Source organism: Ensifer sp. ENS06 (assembly GCF_014852205.1).
GTDB classification, from domain to species: Bacteria; Pseudomonadota; Alphaproteobacteria; order Rhizobiales; family Rhizobiaceae; genus Ensifer; species Ensifer adhaerens.
On record NZ_JACVBC010000005.1, the window covers coordinates 276,668 to 295,929 of the forward strand.

At 59.9% G+C, this 19,262-nt stretch carries 24 protein-coding genes; 6 read left to right on the forward strand and 18 right to left on the reverse strand.

The genetic code is table 11. From position 1 onward, the window contains the following. The first annotated feature begins 159 nt into the window (after positions 1–159). The 5 genes from IB279_RS20360 (at position 160) to IB279_RS20380 (ending at position 3,944) form a co-directional block, all read left to right on the forward strand. Entirely contained in the window at positions 160–1,104 is a 945-nt protein-coding gene (locus IB279_RS20360; RefSeq protein ID WP_192339702.1) for a tripartite tricarboxylate transporter substrate binding protein, read from the forward strand. Further along, the gene (locus tag IB279_RS20365) at positions 1,101–1,592 is read left to right on the forward strand and encodes a tripartite tricarboxylate transporter TctB family protein (RefSeq protein WP_034800575.1); all 492 of its coding nucleotides are present in this window, start codon (positions 1,101–1,103) and stop codon (positions 1,590–1,592) included. Before IB279_RS20360 ends, IB279_RS20365 begins: the two co-directional genes overlap by 4 nt. A gap of 14 nt (positions 1,593–1,606) precedes the next feature. Then, positions 1,607–3,124: a tripartite tricarboxylate transporter permease gene (locus tag IB279_RS20370; RefSeq protein ID WP_060583819.1), complete on the forward strand. Its 1,518-nt coding sequence runs from the start codon at positions 1,607–1,609 to the stop codon at positions 3,122–3,124. Positions 3,125–3,330: 206 nt separating this feature from the next. Beyond that, the gene (locus IB279_RS20375) at positions 3,331–3,498 is read left to right on the forward strand and encodes a hypothetical protein (RefSeq protein WP_089045897.1); all 168 of its coding nucleotides are present in this window, start codon (positions 3,331–3,333) and stop codon (positions 3,496–3,498) included. Between the two features lie 278 nt (positions 3,499–3,776). Beyond that, positions 3,777–3,944, forward strand: coding sequence for a hypothetical protein (locus IB279_RS20380; protein ID WP_089045876.1), 168 nt, complete (start codon positions 3,777–3,779; stop codon positions 3,942–3,944). Between the two features lie 185 nt (positions 3,945–4,129). Here the strand turns inward: IB279_RS20380 and IB279_RS20385 are convergent, their stop codons facing one another. The 15 genes from IB279_RS20385 to IB279_RS37285 all read right to left on the reverse strand — a co-directional run bounded on the left by IB279_RS20385 (position 4,130) and on the right by IB279_RS37285 (position 15,136). Next, entirely contained in the window at positions 4,130–4,576 is a 447-nt protein-coding gene (locus tag IB279_RS20385) for a universal stress protein (protein WP_192339704.1), read from the reverse strand. A gap of 101 nt (positions 4,577–4,677) precedes the next feature. After that, positions 4,678–4,953 carry a hypothetical protein gene (locus IB279_RS20390; protein ID WP_060643727.1) on the reverse strand — a complete coding sequence of 92 codons (276 nt, stop codon included), beginning with the start codon at positions 4,951–4,953 and terminating at the stop codon, positions 4,678–4,680. Positions 4,954–5,052: 99 nt separating this feature from the next. Continuing rightward, the gene (gene virB11, locus IB279_RS20395; RefSeq protein ID WP_060582405.1) at positions 5,053–6,045 is read right to left on the reverse strand and encodes a P-type DNA transfer ATPase VirB11; all 993 of its coding nucleotides are present in this window, start codon (positions 6,043–6,045) and stop codon (positions 5,053–5,055) included. A gap of 10 nt (positions 6,046–6,055) precedes the next feature. Then, complete coding sequence (virB10, locus tag IB279_RS20400) at positions 6,056–7,228, reverse strand: type IV secretion system protein VirB10 (RefSeq protein WP_090300422.1); 1,173 nt, start codon at positions 7,226–7,228, stop codon at positions 6,056–6,058. 9 nt (positions 7,229–7,237) lie between these two features. After that, a complete protein-coding gene (gene virB9 / locus IB279_RS20405; RefSeq protein WP_090300424.1) occupies positions 7,238–8,092 on the reverse strand; it encodes a P-type conjugative transfer protein VirB9 in 855 nt (284 codons plus the stop codon). After that, positions 8,092–8,763 carry a virB8 family protein gene (locus IB279_RS20410; protein WP_060582390.1) on the reverse strand — a complete coding sequence of 224 codons (672 nt, stop codon included), beginning with the start codon at positions 8,761–8,763 and terminating at the stop codon, positions 8,092–8,094. The genes virB9 and IB279_RS20410 overlap by 1 nt, the downstream gene beginning before the upstream one ends. A gap of 4 nt (positions 8,764–8,767) precedes the next feature. Then, complete coding sequence (locus IB279_RS37280) at positions 8,768–9,043, reverse strand: hypothetical protein (protein WP_090300426.1); 276 nt, start codon at positions 9,041–9,043, stop codon at positions 8,768–8,770. Between the two features lie 38 nt (positions 9,044–9,081). Next, positions 9,082–10,017 (reverse strand): type IV secretion system protein, encoded by a 936-nt coding sequence (locus IB279_RS20415; protein WP_090300428.1) that lies wholly within the window; start codon positions 10,015–10,017, stop codon positions 9,082–9,084. A gap of 3 nt (positions 10,018–10,020) precedes the next feature. Beyond that, complete coding sequence (locus IB279_RS20420) at positions 10,021–10,251, reverse strand: EexN family lipoprotein (RefSeq protein ID WP_060582387.1); 231 nt, start codon at positions 10,249–10,251, stop codon at positions 10,021–10,023. Beyond that, a complete protein-coding gene (virB5, locus tag IB279_RS20425; protein WP_192339765.1) occupies positions 10,248–10,946 on the reverse strand; it encodes a P-type DNA transfer protein VirB5 in 699 nt (232 codons plus the stop codon). Before virB5 ends, IB279_RS20420 begins: the two co-directional genes overlap by 4 nt. Next, entirely contained in the window at positions 10,946–13,330 is a 2,385-nt protein-coding gene (locus tag IB279_RS20430) for a VirB4 family type IV secretion/conjugal transfer ATPase (protein WP_176960395.1), read from the reverse strand. The genes virB5 and IB279_RS20430 overlap by 1 nt, the downstream gene beginning before the upstream one ends. After that, entirely contained in the window at positions 13,305–13,640 is a 336-nt protein-coding gene (locus IB279_RS20435) for a type IV secretion system protein VirB3 (protein ID WP_060582385.1), read from the reverse strand. The genes IB279_RS20430 and IB279_RS20435 overlap by 26 nt, the downstream gene beginning before the upstream one ends. 4 nt (positions 13,641–13,644) lie before the next feature. Beyond that, the gene (locus tag IB279_RS20440; RefSeq protein WP_060582384.1) at positions 13,645–13,944 is read right to left on the reverse strand and encodes a TrbC/VirB2 family protein; all 300 of its coding nucleotides are present in this window, start codon (positions 13,942–13,944) and stop codon (positions 13,645–13,647) included. Further along, a complete protein-coding gene (locus tag IB279_RS20445) occupies positions 13,941–14,612 on the reverse strand; it encodes a lytic transglycosylase domain-containing protein (RefSeq protein WP_060582383.1) in 672 nt (223 codons plus the stop codon). The genes IB279_RS20440 and IB279_RS20445 overlap by 4 nt, the downstream gene beginning before the upstream one ends. 2 nt (positions 14,613–14,614) lie before the next feature. Beyond that, a complete protein-coding gene (locus tag IB279_RS37285) occupies positions 14,615–15,136 on the reverse strand; it encodes a hypothetical protein (protein WP_090300486.1) in 522 nt (173 codons plus the stop codon). 93 nt (positions 15,137–15,229) lie between these two features. On the opposite strand from IB279_RS37285, the gene IB279_RS20450 reads away from it, so the two are divergent. After that, positions 15,230–15,592 carry a MarR family transcriptional regulator gene (locus tag IB279_RS20450; protein ID WP_060582382.1) on the forward strand — a complete coding sequence of 121 codons (363 nt, stop codon included), beginning with the start codon at positions 15,230–15,232 and terminating at the stop codon, positions 15,590–15,592. 186 nt (positions 15,593–15,778) lie between these two features. Here IB279_RS20450 and IB279_RS20455 read toward each other — a convergent pair whose 3' ends face one another. The 3 genes from IB279_RS20455 to IB279_RS20465 form a co-directional block, all read right to left on the reverse strand. Further along, positions 15,779–17,311, reverse strand: a complete 1,533-nt coding sequence (locus IB279_RS20455; protein ID WP_192339706.1) for a hypothetical protein — start codon at positions 17,309–17,311, stop codon at positions 15,779–15,781. 51 nt (positions 17,312–17,362) lie between these two features. Then, positions 17,363–18,067, reverse strand: coding sequence for an autoinducer binding domain-containing protein (locus IB279_RS20460; RefSeq protein WP_309142304.1), 705 nt, complete (start codon positions 18,065–18,067; stop codon positions 17,363–17,365). A gap of 148 nt (positions 18,068–18,215) precedes the next feature. Continuing rightward, on the reverse strand, positions 18,216–19,175 hold the full coding sequence (locus IB279_RS20465; protein WP_082584582.1) for a LysR family transcriptional regulator: 960 nt from the start codon (positions 19,173–19,175) through the stop codon (positions 18,216–18,218). Positions 19,176–19,262 lie beyond the last annotated feature (87 nt).

Genomic DNA, 19,262 nt, shown 5'->3' on the forward strand with positions numbered 1-19,262 from the left:
AGGTCACTGGCACCCGTGGAGGCGGGCCGCCGGTTGCGTACTGGGAGGAAGCCACCAATCCGGTCAAGCGATAAGGGTCGTAAAGAGCCCGTCGCCGTCTTCCCGTTCGCACACAGCAACAACGTGCGCGGTGAAAACGCGCCTCACGGAGGACTGACCTTGAAACATATTTTCCTCGCAACGATTCTCGCCGGTGCCATGTCGCTCCCGGCAGTTGCCGCTGACTACACGATCATCGCTCCGGCAAACCCGGGCGGCGGCTGGGACCAGACGGCCCGCTCGCTGCAGACGGTCATGCAGCAGGAAGGCATCTCCGGCAACGTTCAGGTTCAGAACGTCCCGGGCGCTGGCGGCACCATCGGTCTCGCCCAGTTCGCAAGCCAGCAGAAGGGCAACCCGAACGCCCTGATCGTCGGCGGCTACGTCATGGTCGGTGCAATCCTCACCAACAAGTCCCCGGTCACCCTTAAGGACGTTACGCCAATCGCGCGCCTGACCGGCGAATACGAAGCTGTCGTCGTTCCGGCCTCGTCCGAGATCAAGACCATGGGCGACCTCGTCGAAGCCCTGAAGAAAGATCCGGGCGCCGTGTCCTGGGCTGGCGGCTCGGCCGGCGGTACCGACCACATCGCTGTTGGCCTGATCGCCAAGGCGGCCGGCGTCGACCCGACCAAGATCAACTACATCGCCTATTCCGGTGGCGGTGAAGCACTTGCCGCTATCCTCGGCAGCCAGGTTACGGCCGGTGTCTCGGGCTACGGCGAATTCGAATCGCAGGTCAAGGCCGGCACGCTTCGCCTGCTCGCCGTATCTAGCGCCGAGCGCCTTGCCGGCGTCGATGCTCCGACGCTGAAGGAATCTGGTCTCGACGTGACTGTCGAAAACTGGCGCATGATCGCTGCTGCTCCGGGCCTCTCGGACGAGCAGAAGGCTGCCGTAACCGCCGATATCGAGAAGCTTGCGAAGTCCGCTGGCTGGCAGGAAGTCCTGAAGACCAAGGGCTGGCAGGACAGCTATCTCGCCGGCGATGCGTTCAAAGCCCAGCTCGACAAGGACGTTGCGGCGACCGAGGGCGTTCTCAAGGACATTGGACTGGTGAAATGATCAAGGGGCATCACCCTTCAACTGCAACGCGTCGCCCGGATCGGGCGGCGCTTTTCATCGCGGTGGTTCTCGCCGCTATCGCTGGACTCATTTTCTGGGATGTGTCGCGCCTGACGGGCGCTGCCGGCTACTCCCAGGTCGGGCCGACGACGGTCCCCTATGCGATCGCCTGCTGTCTTTTCGGCCTTGCGATCTGGACCGCGATCGAAGCGTTTCGCGGCGATTTTCCAGAGCGTGAGCACCAGGAAGTCGCTCCGGTTATCTGGATCGTCGGTGGTCTTGCCGCCCAGATGCTGCTGTTGAACATTGCAGGCTTCTCGATCGCCACCGGCATTCTGTTCGCGTTGACCGCACGCGGTTTCGGCAAGCGCAAGCTTTGGTTCTCGCTCCCCGTCGGCATTGCGATCTGCTTTGTCGTGTGGGTGATCTTCGCCAAGCTGCTGCTCCTGTCGCTGCCCGCGGGGCCGCTTGAACGCCTGTTCTTCTAAGAGGGCCGACGACCATGGCTACTTTTGAATTCCTGATGCAGGGATTGCTGGTTGCTGCGCAGCCAATGAACCTGCTCTACGCGCTGATCGGCGTAACGCTCGGCACGGCGGTCGGCGTCCTGCCCGGCATCGGCCCGGCACTGACCGTGGCGCTCCTGCTGCCGGTCACCTACCGTCTCGATCCCGGCGGCTCGCTGATCATGTTTGCCGGCATCTATTACGGCGGCATGTATGGCGGCTCGACCACGTCGATCCTGCTCAACACGCCCGGTGAAAGCGCCTCGATCGTGACTGCGCTCGAAGGCAACAAGATGGCGAGGGCGGGTCGCGGCGGGCCCGCACTGGCAACGGCCGCGATCGGCTCCTTCGTCGCCGGCCTGATCGCCACGCTTGCTCTTGCCTTCATCGCGCCTTACATCGTCAAGCTGGCCCTGGTTTTCGGTCCGCGCGAATATTTCGCGCTGATGGTTCTCGCCTTTGTCACCGTTTCCTCCGCCTTCGGCGACAGCACCCTTCGCGGTCTGACATCGCTGTTTGTCGGCCTGGCGCTTTCAGTCATCGGCATCGACCAACTGACCGGCCAGGCACGTCTTTCCTTTGGCGTTCCCGAATTGCTTGACGGCATCGAAGTCACGACGCTCGCCGTTGCCATGTTCGCCATCGGCGAGACGCTCTACATCGCTGCACAGGGCGACAAGGGGCCCGACAAGGTCGAGGCCGTCCGTGGCTCTGTATGGATGAATGCGGCCGACTGGGCACGCTCCTGGAAGGCGTGGCTGCGCGGTACCCTCATCGGCTTCCCGATCGGCGCCATGCCGGCTGGCGGCGCTGAGATCGGCACCTTCCTGTCCTACGCCACCGAAAAGCGTCTGACGAAGCATCCGGAAGAATTCGGCAATGGCGCGATCGAAGGCGTCGCCGGTCCGGAAGCGGCCAACAACGCCTCGGCCGCTGGCACGCTCGTGCCGCTCCTGACGCTTGGCCTGCCGACCACGGCAACCGCGGCGATCATGCTTGCCGGCTTCCAGCAGTATGGCCTCCAGCCCGGACCGCTGCTGTTTGCGACCAATCCGCAGCTCGTCTGGGGCCTGATCGCCAGCCTTCTGATCGCCAACTTCATGTTGCTGGTTCTGAACCTGCCGCTCATCGGTCTTTGGGTGAAGCTGCTGACAGTTCCGAAGCCTTGGCTCTATGCCGGCATCCTGCTGTTTGCCACGCTCGGCACGATCGGGGCCAACCCGTCGGTCTACGAGCTCGGCATGTTGCTCGCCTTCGGCCTGCTCGGTTACGCGATGCGCATCTTCGGATATCCGATCGCGCCTGTCGTCGTCGGCCTGATCCTGGGCCCGCTCGCCGAACAGCAGCTGCGCCGCGCGCTCGCGATCAGCCAGGGGGACTACTCGGTCCTGTTCACCTCGCCGATTGCCGCAGGCCTCCTGATCATCGCAGCTGCAGCGCTGATCGTACCGCTCATCCTTCGGGCCCGTGGCCGCGGCGAAGTCCTTTCGCAGCTCGCCGCCAACGAAGACTAAGCCCCAATAACAATCGGGTCCGGAAACCCTTTCGGACCCGATCGACATAGCGCCTCCTCCCAAGGCCTATCCGAAGGCCCGGCCGGTTTGAAAACCGACCGGGCCTGCTTCCTTTGCATGGCTGGCCTGTCCGATTGTGCATTGCAATAAGACCGACCAAACCCCATCTTTTGCTCATCAAAGAGAAAACGAAAGCGAGCAAGAAGATGGCTACCACAACTTACCACAAGGGTTTCATCGGTCGTGCATTCGCAGTTCTCGGCGCTGCTAGCGCTGCCGCCGCCGCTGTCGAAGGTCACCGCCGCCCGAAGGCAAGCGACCTGCGTACGCTGGGCATCGATCCGGCGAACTTCCCGGACACGCGCCGCGGCTAACATATTCCAGCGCCCCGAGGGGCGCCTTATCCTCCCAAGGATATAACGGCTCGGGGTCGAGAGACCACCGAGCCGTTTTATTTTCCGGCAGCCGGCATCTTCAGCCCCCGGCACTTCATAGACCCGGCTCAAGAGGGCAGACGGTCCGACGCCCACTCGTCCCAAGTTGAAGCAGCGTGCTTTCGTTGCATGGCTGGGGTGCTTCATTGTGCATTGCAAAAAGACCGACCAGACCTCATCTTTATTTCATCGAAGAGAAAACGAAAGCGAGCAAGAAGATGACTACCACAACCTATCACAAGGGTTTCATCGGTCGTGCATTCGCAGTTCTCGGCGCTGCTAGCGCTGCCGCCGCCGCTGTCGAAGGTCACCGCCGCCCGAAGGCAAGCGACCTGCACACGCTGGGCATTGATCCGGCGAACTTCCCCGACACGCGCCGCGGCTAACAAATTCCAGCGCCCACGAGGGCGCCTTATCCTTCCAAGGATGATGAAGAACGGCTCGGGGTCGAGAGACCACCGGGCCGTTGCCATTATGGAAAAGCGCGTCCCTCCTCGTCGGGGTTCGTCGAACGCCGTCAACGCGTTGGCGGCGTATGTAGGACATCAACGAGGCGTCGCGCGACGTCGCCTCACTTCTTCGCGCGATAGATCAATACCGGTATCGTGGAGTGAGCCAGCACCTTGGCAGCTACGTTGCCGAGCATCAGGCTTCCGACTCCACTGCGACCATGGGACGCCATGATGATGAGATCGGCATCTTTGTATATCGCCTGGTCGCAGATCGCGCGGTAGACCTCGTGGCTGCGGACCTGCTCCGTCTGGCACTCCACGCCTTCCGCCGCAGCCTTGCGCGCTAAAGCCGCGAGCATTTCCGCGGCATGTTTGCTGGCCAGCGCCTCGTATTCGGTGCGCGTGCTCGACAACTGCTCGGGATCGACCGAATAGAGGTGGAATGGTTCGGTAACGGCAAGGATGTTCACTCGTGCGCCGCCGTCCTTTGCAAAGGTTATGCCTGCATCGACAGCGATTGTTGCTAAGGGCGAGCCGTCGGTGGCTATAAGAATATTGCGAAACATGGGATCCTCCTCTTCCAAGCTCCAGAGGAAGCTTAGTGCGTGGAGAGGCCTATTCCTTTGATCCCGATCAACGTTCCGGATTTCAGCAGGGAGGCGAATACTTAGCGACCTTTGTCGAAGCGGAAAAAATGTCGCAGTCGCCGCCGCAGGATGACGGACCAAGGCACCTCGGCATTGATCGCCTGGTAGCCAGCTTGTGTCAGCGAGAATTCAACGCGACCGTCATCTACCTCTCTTCGCGTGATGTATTGCATGTTCAGGGCGCGAAAGACCGCCGGGTGCAGTTCCGGTGGCCAGTAGATTTCATCTCCCGGCACCCGATAGGCGCCCGCGTTATAGAGCTCCTCAAGCACGTTCCTTAAATCACTGGCCAGCATTCGATGTTTATCCCGCGCAGCGTGTGGTGTGGCAATGTGCGACACGACGAACTAACGAAATAGGTCGTCGCTCCAGCACCGTTCCTAAACATCTATTCGTCAATGGGCCCTGAAATAGACTTCCGTTACGCGAAACTGCCCATCGATGCGCTTGCATTGTACGATGACGTCAATGGCGATTTTCAAGAGTTCGCGAATGTCGGTGCGCTGCAGGTATTGTCCGCCCTCCGATTCCTTTACCAGAAGGGTCAACTGTTCAAACGCCAGTTTCGCGGAGTCAGCGTGCACCGTTGTGATTGAGCCGGGATGCCCAGAGTTCACGTTGCGGATGAAGTAGAAAGCCGTCCCATCGCGCAGTTCCTGCAATAGGATTCGATCGGGCCGCATGCGCAGACAGGATTCCAGGAGCTCCTTCACGCCGACTTTGGCGAGCCCCTGACCTCCCTTGGAATAGAATAACCGCGCGTGGTTCGGCTGATGAATCACGAGTTCCGGCGTGTCTTCGATAGAGATGACCCGCTCATCATCCGGAATATGACGAATGAGTGCCTTGGAGAGCGTTGTCTTCCCCGACCCCGTCGCTCCTGAGATGACGATATTCTTCCGGGCCAGCACCGCCTGGCGAAGGAACTCGGCCCACGCGCCCGTCTGATGCAGATCGATGAGTTTCCGGTCCGTCGCACCGGCCATGTGACTGCCGGGCGCCATGTCAGTGAACAAGCCACCCTTCTCAAGGTCGCCAAGACTTAATGCGGCCGACGAGGGCTTTCGGATGGTGATGCTGACCGTGTTCCGAGTGGTCGCAGGCGGGATGACGATCTGGATTCGCTCATTCCCCGGCAGTGTTGCCGACAGGATCGGCCGCGTTTCATCGATGGATTGATGGGAAAGACTAGCCACGGCCCTGGCAAGGCGCATCAGCTTTTCAAAGGATAGCTCCGGCAGATTATGGGTCCGCCATCCACCAGAGCCTTCTGTCAGCACCTGGCCTGGCCTATTGACGATCACTTCGTAGAGCGAGGGGTCGTCAAGGTACGGCATGAACGGAGACAGCAGTTCACGAACGACCGTCGCATCAGGACCTTCGGTCATCGCCCGCACCCTACTTCGTCACGCGCGCCGACCGCGGGCGGACATCTCCCAGCAACGCGCGGTCAAGGATTTTGTTTTTCGGCCCGATCACGCGCAATCCGTAAACACCGGAAAAATCGAGATCACGCGCGACGAAGATCGAGACGAGCTCGCCTTGGTTCTTATTGAGCGTTGGCGGAATGTTGATCGATTGCTCGACGGCGATGGCTGCCGCCTGCTGGCCTGCGTTTGTGGTGGTCTCAGCGTCGACGTCGCTGTTACGCAGGCGACTGTTGGCGTAGCTCGTGGCATCGCCGACGATGGACAGGAGAAGCGCACTCCCGAACCGCTCCCACCAGTGAGTGTCGACATAGCCATTCACGCCCGCCCGGCCGAGCACATCCGTTGCCGGCGAAGCCAAGGTGACGATGACGCCGTTCGGGGTCTTCGCGCGGTTCCAGAGCACGAATAGGCGCTTCTGTCCTCGCTGGAGGCCGCCCCGATATTCGCCAACAACTTGCGTACCTTTCTCCATCAGGACAACCCGGCCATTGTCCGATAGAACATCTCGGTTGATTACGCAGCTGGTGAAGCCGGGTTGATCGGATGCCATGGCAGTTTCCAATACGCACGGAATTGACGATCCCATTGCAACTACGAAGTTCCGATTGCCGAGCGTGCCGGCGCGCGAGCCCTCAAGCCTGGTCGGCCGTAGCAGCCCGTTGAACCGCTGCTCGTCGGCGTTGGCCGAGTTCTGACCCATCATGCTTCCATCAAGCGGCACGAAATGGCTGTCCGCGGGCACCGCCGGATCCGCGGTCTCATGGTGCGACGTTGAGTTCTTCTGTCCACCGCTGAAGGCCATGACCGGCGCCCGGCGCGCCGAGTCGAGCAGGGGATCTTCGGCCTGCACCTCCTCTGCCGCGCGCGGGGTCGGCAGCTTCACTTCCGGCACGGCTTGGACCGGCTCCATCTTCTCCTTGACGGGCTCGAAATTCGCCGTTTGCCGGATGACAACCCGCTCGGGTCTGGTTCTGTCCGTCGGAGTGTGCTCGCCGCTCATCGACCACAGGGCGAAAGCGACAAAGGTAACAACAGCCAGCGCAACCGCGCCGCGCTTCAAGAAAGGATTGCTGTCGATCCTCCCCCCGGGAACCGTTTCGCCGCGCTCCCCCGGTATCCGGTTTTCATCTTCCTCAAGCATGACTGTCTCCTATTGCGCCGCGCCGGCTTCAGTCCGAACGACCCGCTCGACCGACGGCGAGGTCGTGTTGGTGTCCGGATTGATACCGACGCGGTCATAGGCCTCGTTGAAGACGCAGAGCACGTCCCGTCCCCTCCGCAGGATGAACTTCCGGCCAATCGCGTGGGCCAGGACAAGATTGCCGTCTACGGATTTCGGCACCAGGCTTTCACTACCGTCTGAGTTCTCGATGTAGATCGCGGGTATTTCCTGATTGCCGACGAAGGCAAATGTCGTAACCTTGCCATTGTCGTAGACCGAGTGCGGCTCCAGCGCCTGGGAGCCCTGCGCCGAATAACGCCAATTCCGAGCACCATAGCCCTCATGAATGGCCAGGGCATTGTCGGCCTCCTTCGACTGAGCAGCGATCTCTCGCGCCGCCGCAGCTTGGCGGCGCCGCTGCGCTTCATCGGCCGGGTAGCGGTACTTGACGTAGAAGTAGGTGTTATGACCCACCTCCACTTTTCCGTCCCGCACCATCAGTTCCATTTGGTAGCTTCGGGTCGAGCCGTCGCGCCGAGTGGAGACGACAGAGAGATTGGTGACCGGCTGATTTTCCCGCGGTTTGAGAAACAGGATGTTTCCTGCCGGCGCCACCTCCCAAGCTACACTGTTGCCCAGCGCAACATGGGCGATCTCCTCGTCGGCCGCGAACTCCACCTGCACCGAAGAACGCAAGGAGCCTATGATGCGAGTGATGTTGTAGGGCTGGTAATCGACAAAGCGGACACGACTGTCCTGCGCCGCGCCGCGCGGAATATCGAGTGCAGATGCCGTGCTGGCGGACGTCGTAAGGAGGAGAGTAGCAATGAAAATAGGCCGCATCAGTTGATGGCCTCCGGATCGGCTCGGTATTCGCTGACGGCAAAACCGAGAGGATTCACCAGCCGATCCGTCGACGACATCGGCGCGTTTGCATAGGAGAACGTCAGCGTCGCAACCCAATGGGTTGTCCGGACTTCTTCCCCGCGGGTGATGGTGCGCATGTAGCGGACGGAGACGACATGCGAATTGATCAGCGAGATCGATGCGATGCTGATGCGTGCGGTGGCGCCGCGCCCATAGGTGTTCTGCGGCGACGCCGGATTGCTGCCGCGATAGAGGGCCGAGAACCGAGCCTGCTCCGGCTGCGTCGAAAGAAGAGCGACTGTGCGGAAGTTGTCCTCTGCCTCGCTCCAGACGTAGCTTTCGCGAGCGCGGACGTATTTCGCGGCGAAGTATTTCGTCACGGCCTCGTCATAGGTGCCGGCCGTCGACGTCAGCGCCGAGACGACATCAACGATGCCTGTCGAATTGTCGACACGCACGACAAACGGCTCGACCGACTTCAACGGCGTGAGGCCGGCAACGGCAAGGATCGAAGCGCCGGCGAGAATGCTTGCCGCGACGGCAATGGACCAGGCAACGCGTGAAGAGCGCTCGACCTGGATCATGCGTTCCTGGTCGAAGCGCCGCGCCTTGTCAAAGTATGTCTTGAGTTCGTCGCCGGAGACCATCGCGTCAGCCCCCGCCTGGACGATAGGAGGCGTCGACGTCGAACTGGGCAAAGGCGAAAGATTCCCTACCCTCTTCGACATACGCGGTGGCGACGGACTGAGAGGTCGCCGGTCCCGCATAGGACTGTTTCTGTTTGACGTTGCTATTGTCTTCCCACTGCCACATCGAGCGATTGAGGGGGCGGCGCGAATAGCCATCGCAATTTGGGAGCGGATACGTCAGCTTTGCGCAGCCGCTTAAGGCAGCCGCCATGCAGAGCAGCGGAAATGTTCTGATCATTCCTGAAGAGCCCTTTTTTCTTGTTCGTGCGAAAAGCGTCACGAGCCCGAGCCTTTCGAGCTGAAGGTTCGACCAATGGCCCGGACACCGCGTCCGGCCGCACGGGCGGTATGGGACGCCGCCCAGGCGAGCGTGCTTTCGTGGGCGTCGCGTGCAGCGCCGTAGCCGTAGGTCAACGACGCGCCGCCGGCGGCAAGCGCCGAAGCAATGTTCGGAAGCTGATAGAAGACATAGAGGGCAGCGAGGCAGATGGCGCAGAGCGCGGTTGGACGCATCAGCACGTCGGAATATCCTTGAATTGCCGTGAAGGTCGTATCGATGCAGGTGATCAGCAGTGAGCCGACGGCGACGACGAGCACCTGGAGGATCACGAAGTTTGCAAGTTGTCCCAGCCACGCCTCGGTGAAGCGCCGCGTCGCCTGAAACATCGCCAGGGCCACGAAGATCGGACCGATGGCGAGCACGATGGCAAGCGCCAGCCGGGCATAAAGCGATACAACGTAGCCGATCGCCGCTACCGTGAAGCTCGCGCCGATCACCATTGCGCCACCGATACCCATCACAATACTCGACGACCAAGTAGCACGGGACCAGATATCGACGGCTGTATCCTGTCCCTTGTCGAGCAGACTGTCGAACGTTGTAGCGCTCGGCGCCGCGCCGGTGTTCAGTGCCTGCGATAACTCACGCGGCAACACGTCGAAGAAGACGTCTGTGACGTAGGTCTGGTATTCGTCGGCGTCCCTCACCAGCGTCGCGATGATGGCTAGCTTGATCGTCCGAAATGCGAAGTCGAGGATGGGTTCCTGGACCGAGCCGCGGAGCACGAGATAGCCGTAAAGCACGACGTAGAGCGTGACCGCTGCCGTCAGGGGACCCGAGATCCACTCGGAGACGTTCGAGGTTCCGTCGGAGATAAAGGTCTCCAGCGGAGCCTTGAACTGCTCGTCGACGAAGGCGAAGACCTGATACATGCCTCAGCCTCCAAGCGCTTTTCGCATGCGTCGAAAGCTAGCCTTGAAATCTGCAGCCGCTGCGTTTTGACAATTCGGTGTATTTCCTAATTCACCGGGGTTGGTGCCACACGCCGCCATGATTTCGGCCAGCAGAGCCTCGTCGGCGATGAGTTCGTCGACAGTGTAGGTCCGTTCGGCTTGCTCGGAGCAGCTGACCAATAGGACAGCGAGAAGAACGATATGGCCCTTCATTGCAGTGCAGCCTTCATTGCATCCATGCGTCGGCGCCAGTCCTCCACCTCGCGCTGCTCGTCGACCTGTGCCTGTGCCTGCTGGACCATTCGGAGGGCCTCCATGCGCAGTACATCGGCCTGGAGGAAAGCTGTTTCTGCCTGAAGTCGCGCCTGAAGGTCGGCTATGTCCTTGGCGTCAGCCGCTGTCGAAATCTTCTCGCGCAGTTGGTCAATGCCATCGACGCGCTTGGCCGCGGCATCGTAGATATGCTGCGCTAGGCTCAACTGCCCGGCATTCTTGTTCTGAATGCGGGAAAGCTCCTGCGCGTAGAAGTCCTCTGCGCTGGTCCGATAGGTCGAATTACCCTCAAGGAATTTTGTGGCCGTATCGCCGAACACGCCCGTTGCGCTTCCCTTGAACAGTCCCTCGATGACGTTAAAGTCCTCAGGCAGCGCCTTGCGAACGGCAGGATCGTTCAAGACGCCGGCAACATCCGCCATGTCGGTGATCTTGTTGAGCGAGCCGTAAAGCTGCTGCGCCTGCTCTATCTGCTGGTTGAGCGCATCAAGCTGAGCTTTCAGTTGGGCGATACTCTCGAGGTGCTTGGCGATCGCGGTTCGGTCGATCACCGGGATTCCCTGCCCGGCTGCCGTGCCGGCGCAGAGAATGAGCGCCGCGGCTATTGCCGCGCCGTGAATTCGATTAGAAGCCATTAGCTCAATCTCCTTCTTTGCTGAAAAATCGGAAGCCAATCCGCGAGCCGGTCGCCGACTTCTGTGCGGATGGCATCGGCGAGTTCGACATTCGCGGTGCGGCCGGAGAGGATGGCAAGTTCGTCGTCAAAACCGCTGAGGTTCAGTTCGGCGACAACGCTATTGTGTCCTTGCTTCAATATGAATCGGCGGCTCTCGACGGAGAGCTCGCGTGCAATGAGTTCATACTCCCGCTCGGTGAGCTTGAAGCCGTCGACATAGTCGGCGTAGTTACTGCGGGAATTCGGTAGGAAGATCTGCGTCGGGCATTGCTCGATGATCGTATGAGCGATCGGCGATACGATCGCATCGCGCGGGCTCTGCGTAGCAAAGAGCATAAGCCCGTTCTGCTTGCGGATCGTCTTGAGCTTGTTCTGTGCGAGATCGCGAAATCCTTCGTCCTGGAGCGCCTTCCAGAACTCATCAATAACGATGATGATGCGCCTGCCATCGATCAGTTGCTCGACGCGATGAAAGAGGTAGGCCATCAGCGGCGTGCGGATTTCCTCGTTGTCGAGGAAATCGGTCATGTCATAGCCGACGAATTTGCCGTCGAAGCCGATGTCCTCAATAATGTTATCGAACACCCAACCGAGCGGGCCACCTCTCTCCCATCGCCGCAGTCGCGCGGCAATGCCTTCGGGATCGGCGTTGTTGAGGAAGGTCCTGAGCGCGCCGATCGTCCGGCGCCCCACCGGCAAGTCGGCAAGGCCGTCGATCGCGGAGGCGATGTCGCGGAGCTCGGTCACAGTCAGTTCCCGTGTCGCCGAGCCGACAAGCCTGCCGACCCAGCGCGTCAGAAACACCTTGTTGTCCGGCGTCGGTTCCAGTGCCTTCAGGGGAGCGCACCCGGTCGGGGCACCATTCTTCAGCGGCAGATAGGTGCCGCCGGCGGCGCGCACGTAGAGATCAGATCCCCTGTCCTTATCGAAAAACACAACATGCGGGTCATGTTTCTCGAGCTGCGACAGCATGAAGTTCAAAAGCACGGTCTTGCCGGCACCGGACGGTCCGCACACGAAAGTGTTGCCGAGATCGCCATAATGGAAATTGAAGTAGTACGGTGACCCCGACGCCGTCTTGAGAAGAGCGACGGCAGGTCCCCATTCATTGCCGTGCTTCCGACCGATCGGGTAGGAGTGGAATGGTGCGAGCGCCGCGAAGTTGCGCGACGTAATCGCGCCGGACCGGGCGCGATAGCGGAAGTTCCCTGGTAGTTGTGCCCACCAGGCCGCCTCGAGGCCGAGATCCTCGCGCGCGACGACGGCGGCTCCACTGGTCAGGCTGGCGCGCGCCTTGGCGAGATTGTCGGTCAGTTCCTTCACCGATGGTGCAAAGACGGAAAGCGTCAGGTGGTGCTCGCCTAGCACGAACCGATTGGACTCCAGATCGTCCATCGCCCCATCAAGTTCCTCGATCTGCGAGGCCGCCTTGTCCCCACTGCTGACCATCTGGTTTTGCTTGCGGCCCATGATCACGCGGGCGTCCGCTTTCGAGACGAAGGAGAAGGATTGCGTCAGGATCAGTTCGAAGGGACTAGTGAGCACACCGTCGAGCATGCCGGTCCGAGTTCTGGCCGGATATTCCTTAAAACTCAGCATGCCGGCAAAGCGGCTTTCGGCCTCGTGCCGGATCTCGACTGTCTCGCGGCCGACAATGACACGATCCGAGTAGATCGCCGAGGCGATACGCCCCTCCGTCAGCGGGATCGGCTCCCGACGGCCGCCGACGAACTGATGCAGCACTTCGCTCGGCTCCGAGAACAACAGGCCGTCACGTTCGTAGAGGCACAGCACGCGCGGTTCGAAGCGTTTCAACGCCGCTGTGACATCGATGACCTTGTCGCGGAGCTGCTTGAGGGCTTCCTCGTCTAGTTCGGCCCCGGCCTGACGTGCCCGACGCAAGCGCGCCAGCAGCCTTGCCGCCTTGTCGGACGGATCGCGGGCCGGAGACCACAGGATCGTCAGATAGAGGTCGTTGCGAAACAGGTCCTCCCCAACCATGCGCGCGCGATACTTATCATTGAGCGCCGCCGAGAAAGGTGTGGTGAACGTGCCTTCCGGATAGCTGTTGTCGCGACGGCGGATGAGATGAGTCCACAAGGCAAGCCGCTCGTCGGCGATGTTCCGATAGAGCGTGTTGAGGTCCCGATGCAGAGCATTCAGGTCGAGAACATCCGCGGTCTCGAAAGAGACGCCTTCGAGCGCGATCATTACCATCAGCGCCCGGGAACCGAGCGCGATCGTCGACACGTCGACATGGCGGACATAGGGGATGAAGGTCTCCGGACCGAGTTCGCGAGATCTGAGTGTGGTCAGGCTAGGCAAATCCGAGGTCCCTTTCATCGTATTTCCGGGCGAGCTTCAGGGGACTAAGCGTCGCTCCGCCCCAAAAGGCGCTGTTGCGCGACCGGCCACGCGTCTCCACCCAAACCAGCAAGATGCGGAACATGTTGTGGTCGTGTTTGACGAGCGCGCGGAAAATGAGGTGAAAGACGACGCCAACAGCCAAGTAGGCGATCGAGCCGGCGACGATGTAAAGAATGGTCGTCAGCATGATGTTCATACCCATGGCTTCCATCGTCACGCCCGCGATCATCGCCGGCCGGGTGCAAGCGATGAACAGCGTGTCTTCCTCAAGCCGCGAACTCGCCATGGCGTCAGCTTCCGACGATGGTGTTCACGAGTTCGGTAGCGCCGAAGATGCCGCCAATGCCGATGATCCAGAACCCTGCCCGTCTCAGATCCATGTAGCCGAACATCCAGGCTATGCAGATCACGATGATCGCGATGACGGCCAGAAGCTTGGCGATGTTGCCCGTCAGCATATCGACGATGTTCTGCAGCACGGTTTCGATGCCGGCCGCCTGCGCGAAGGCAGGTTCGACCATGGATGCCAGGATGGCCGTTGCCATTACGGCGGATGCGGCGATCGGGCGGATACGGGCGCTGAAAGTCATTCACTCTCCTCCATATGACTGTTCTGAAACACGAGGACGGAGGACCTCCGTCTCGATCTGAAAACGTCCCAGGACGGCACCGACGCCGTTTGATCGGCAAGGGCCTCGTCCTTACGTGCATCGCCGATCGCCTCGACAAGAGGCGCTTCGTTGAGCTCCCTCTCCCGTCCATCATCTTCGATCATGAGCGTCGTGATGGTGCTGGCGAGCCGGCTTTCTTCCTGGCGGACCTGCTCATCGTACCTGACCATCGCGCCGACAGATGGATCGTTTCGTCCGTAGTAGGAGTGCAGCATCACCTGTTCGGCCCGGCTCGGGTCAGCGCCCGCTTTCACCGCCAGCCGGTAGTACCCATCGAGAATGGTGGCCGTGGCCCGAAGGTTGCGGCATGGGTCGAAGGCATCTGAAATCGATAGATTGAGCTTGCGGAGTTCTTCCATGCCGATGCCGCCGAGGCCGAGCTGTATGTCGTGCCGCTCGGCTGCCAATGACGTGGCGATTGCGATCGCCTTCACCTTGGTTGTGGGCTGCACCGAGAGTGTCGCGCCGCTGTTGACCCGGATGGCGAAGGGTTCGAACCGGCTTTCAAGGCTGACGATGGCGGCGAGCGTCTCGCTTGCAATTGTGGGTGCGCACGTTTGCGCCAAATCGAGGAAAGCAACAGGCATGCTCAGTACCACACTCGTTGCTTGCCAACCCCGTCGATGATCACGTCGATGTAATGGGGTTGGGGGCGGATGTTCGGTCGAGTCGTCACATAGCGCTGACACTGTGTACGGCCGTCTCTCCGCCGCCACGCTGCCGATGAGTTCATCCGATCATCGTTGGAGTAGCATTCAGCGTTCGAGACGGTCTGTTGCGTGGCCGAGATACAACTCGCTTCGAGCCCATGGTCTCCATACCGCGTTGTCAGGCGATAACCGTCATTGCAATAATAGGGGTCGTATCGAGGACGCGAGGCCTGAAACCCAACGCTGCCGCAAGTGGGAAAGGAGCGCCCTCTTGCAAGCGCGCGCCAGAGCCTGTGGATTGGCGCCCGGCATTCCGCGTATTGCGTCGGACCGCTCGGATTGGAAAGGCACAGGATAACCTGGCACCCCCATTCGCCCGCCTGCGCTTTACTCTCGAAAACAAGATAGAATGGCGCTAAACTGGCTGCAGTGACAAATGCCCGTGTAAGAGACTTGTTCATGGCCACCACCTTCACCAACGCGATTGTGCGCAATCCTAATAGCGGCGCAATTTCGCGACGCTTTTTACAATCATATATCTGACAGTATAAAAAATGACAAGCGCACTTAATGCCCATTGGCAGAGCCAGCTGTTTTCGGCTTACGCACTGCAGGAAGTTTTCGACAAACCGGTTGAGGGAGAGACGCCGCAATCGCGTTTGAAGCAGGTCGGAATGATGACGGTGCTCTATATGATGCATCAAAACCATGAAAAGCTAACGCTCTCGAATATAAGCCAAATTACCGGTTTGACGCGCAATGCTGTGGCGGAATCGATCGATCCTCTGATCGCGCGGGGGATATTGACCGAAACGATTGTGAAGAATTCGATGGGACGAGGAACTGCGAGGCAGTTTGAGTTCTGCCCGGACGTTTTCGATCGCCTGAGGTTAAGTCCCGAGCAGCAAAAACCTTGAACTTAGTGATTTTTTTACGACACTAACAGCATCACGCGACGGCGGCGTTGAACCAGCACGCGCAGCATCGTGACCTTTCAGAAGGCGTAGGTTTGGGGCCGATAAATTCAACTCGGCCATCCAGGTCTGCTTTTCGGCGGCCGTCAGGCGAATGCCTGCATCGCGATATCCCAAGAGGTACTTTAATCACTTGGCCGTGCGCCGCAGCTCTTCCAGTAGCGGTCGCAGCTTGTGCTTGCGCCGGTGCTGCTCGATAAGCCCATCAAGGTACGCAAGCCACTGGCCGGACCGCCCGCAAGCCTTATACGCGCGGGCGGCAATCCCGAGCCACAATGCGGCCGTGTCATAGCGGCTTGATCTTCCTTCAGACATAATCGGGTCGGCCATGCGGTATGCAAGGACAATCACCCAATCGGGGTGATCCGCCAATGCCCGTTCAGCAAGTCGACCCAGCGTAGGGTCACGTGGACTGAAGAAACGCGTTTCCTGCAGGTCGATGCAAGCAACGGCGTCGGCGACCAAGTCCTCGTCGAGCAGGATTTCGATCCGCTCATAGGCGTAAGGTGCCGCCGTCAGCGCCGCAAGCAGCAATTCGCGCAACTTCGGCCAATCCGGCGGAGCAACGAGTTTCTTGGCCACGCGGAAATCTTCCCGTGCAAGGCTTTCTTCGAAGGCTACTTGCGTTGCCTTGAACATCATATCCCGATTGCCTACCTCATGCGCCTTTTCGCGCAGCCAGCGTGCCAGCATTGCCCTGCCTGTTCTGTGATGCCAGTTTTCTTCGCCTTCGTCGCGCCCGTCTCGCGACAGCCCCCAGGCAGCAAGGTCGAACGCGGTTTCCACCCGGCCGACAGAAGCCACGACCTCGACAAGCCGCAAGAGATCACCATGGGAGGTTAGGCGCACATGGGCGAGCGCGACCGCCTCACCGACACGCCCCATCTGCGCCAGCTTCACAGCATGGTCGCAATGAAACCCAGCCGCACGGGAAAGGTTGAGGAAATGCTCACCACGCCCCATGGCTTCGAGCGCGGCAAGTCGGGCCCGCGTCAGATCGGCATCGAGCGGATCGCTACCTCCTCCAGGCGGCCAGCTCTGCCCAAGCCCTGCGAGCGTCGCCTGAAGGCCTGGCTCGTCCCAGCCCTGCATGCAAGCTGCAATGGCAGTAGCAAAGGCATCGTCGGCGCCGAATTCTGCGAGTTCGCGCTGCCAGTCGGCCAATTCATCGGCGAGGTTATCGCGCGCCTCCTGTGAGACACCATCCATGAGGGCGGCTTGAGCGATCAATTGATCAAGCCGGGGAAAGAACTCGTGCAGGGTTTCATCCCAATCGGCGTTTTCCGGCCAATATGCGGCCAGCCCCGAGGCAACGGGCTTCAAGATCGTTAATGCATGGGCGCCGCGCCCGGTAGCAAGAAGGGGTTCAGCCTCGTCAATCAGTTGTTCGAGCGCCGCTTCATCGATACCCGCAGACCGTTCGCCCCAACTGTGCCGATGCCGCCCCGAACCGGTCGAAGCGAAAAGCGCTTCGGCGCGACGACGAAACGGCACCGGATCGAGCAGCGCGCTTGCCTCGTCAGCTACCGAAGCCGCGAACCTGGCATCGAGCCAAAGGGCAAAGCCCTCGTCTCTCTCGGCACGTTCCAGCACAAGCGCCTCAAGCCGTTCACGCGAAATCGCCCGTAAATGCTCCGCGCGCTCGTTCGCCGCCTGCTTCATCTGTACTCCTAGAAATTCGACTTCAGACGTTTGGCGGCGAAGCGCTTGGCTTCAACTCAGCTTTAGCTTCGTCGCCAGAGCCGTCGCCTGCGGAAGCGAGTAGGCATTTAGCTTCCTGCGCGCATTATTCATGTGGAAGTTGACGTTCCAGTAGGTCATGTTCTCGATGTCGGCGATTGCTCTCATGGATTTGCCCTCGGACGCCCACTTAAGCATAAGCGCCTGTCTAGTGGTCAAAGCGATGCTCGGTTTTGCTGTAGGCTCAATGTTCGTTTGCTCGATCCGCACATGAAGCTGGGCGACCGCCATGGCGGCCGCTACCGGATCGACATCACCTTTCAGCGAGAGGGAAGGCTTGTGTGAGGCCATGGTCAGCATTGCTATACGTCTGAACGCAGTCGCGACTGGAATGGTGATCCCCGACCGAATACCGAAACCGGCGGCATCCAGATAAAACTGCCGAACGCGCCTCGATCTGACAGTCCTTGAATTTTCGGAAGACCAGGTGAACGCCTTCATCGTCGCCCTTGCAATCTGGATCACGGGATCGATCTCGTTGAAGCTTTTGGCGAAGTACCAATCCTGCCATTCAGGATGATAATTCGAAACGGCGAATGTTCCGATTGGTTGAAGATTAAGGTAGGCGTAATACTCGAAGCCGAGCTCTTGCGCGAGCTCGGTGAGCGCTTCATTGAACATCTCCTTGGTGCGCGCCACGGTGGAAACATCGGTTAGCTTCTGAAACCAGCCCTTCACCTTCTCCTCCTTTTTTGCCCTCTCGTCTTACTCAAACAATACTCGGCCCAGCGACATTCTGGACCTTTTGGAGAGCCGCCGGCAAGTTGTGCTCCTGCCAAGGACCCCCATCGCCAACCTCTGACGGCTTACGTTGCCACTTACCTACCTATTCGCCATGGGCCGGAAGACCGCGCTTGGTGTTGCTTCTTCCGGTATCGTCACCCACAGCTTTAAGCGATCTCGATGCCGCGGCCAGCGTGCGGGCAACTTCTACGATCTCTTCACGGTTCGCGGTCGGGTCCTCTTTGTTCCACGCAAGCCCCATGCCGATCGTGAAATCCACCCCCTCCACTTCCCGAAGGCGGAACGACTGGTGGGGCAAATCTCTGGTCCATTCCGGCACGAAACCTACGCCCATCCCGGCCGCAACCAGCGAAACCAACGAGAGCGTGTCGTCGCAACTACAGGCAACCTGATCGAGAAGGCCAAATTTTCTGAACTGCTCGAAGAAGTACTTTTCCGTGTAAGATAGATTTGAGCGGGAAAAGGAGATGATCCGTTCCCGTTTCAGATCGCTCATTGTGACGGTCTCCGCCGTCTCAAGCCGGCTGCCAAGTGGCACCGCCAGAAGATATCGTTCGTTGGCGATGCTCTGCCAACGGAGCGATCCGATGTTTTCGACCGGCCGGATGAAGCCAAGGTTGATACGGCCCTTCTCCAGGTCGCGGATGATTGCATCGGTGGAACCACTGCTCACGTGGATCTGAATATCGGGAAATCGCTTGCCGAGCTTGTTCAGAAAAAGCGGCAAGACACCGAAGGTCGCGGGATATATGGTTCCGATGGTGATCCGATCGACATTCTTGCCCGCAACGGCCCGGACGATAGCGGAACTGTTTTCGATCTCCCGCAGAACATTGATGCACCGCTCGTAAAAAACTTCGCCGGCTTTTGTCAGTTGAACACGACGCGTAGAGCGGATGAGAAGCTGAACGCCGAGCTCCTTTTCCAGCGTTTGTATCTGCACGCTAAGGGCGGGCTGCGCCATGGAGAGCGTCGCCGCAGCGCGCCCGAAATGCAACTCCTCGGCCAGGGTTGCAAAACACCTCATTTGACGGAATTCCATTCGCCTGTCCTCTGCATCCACGCAAGCCAGTCTACAAGGACACATATCATCCATTAATCGCGGAGTTAGATCAATCTGTTATTTTTT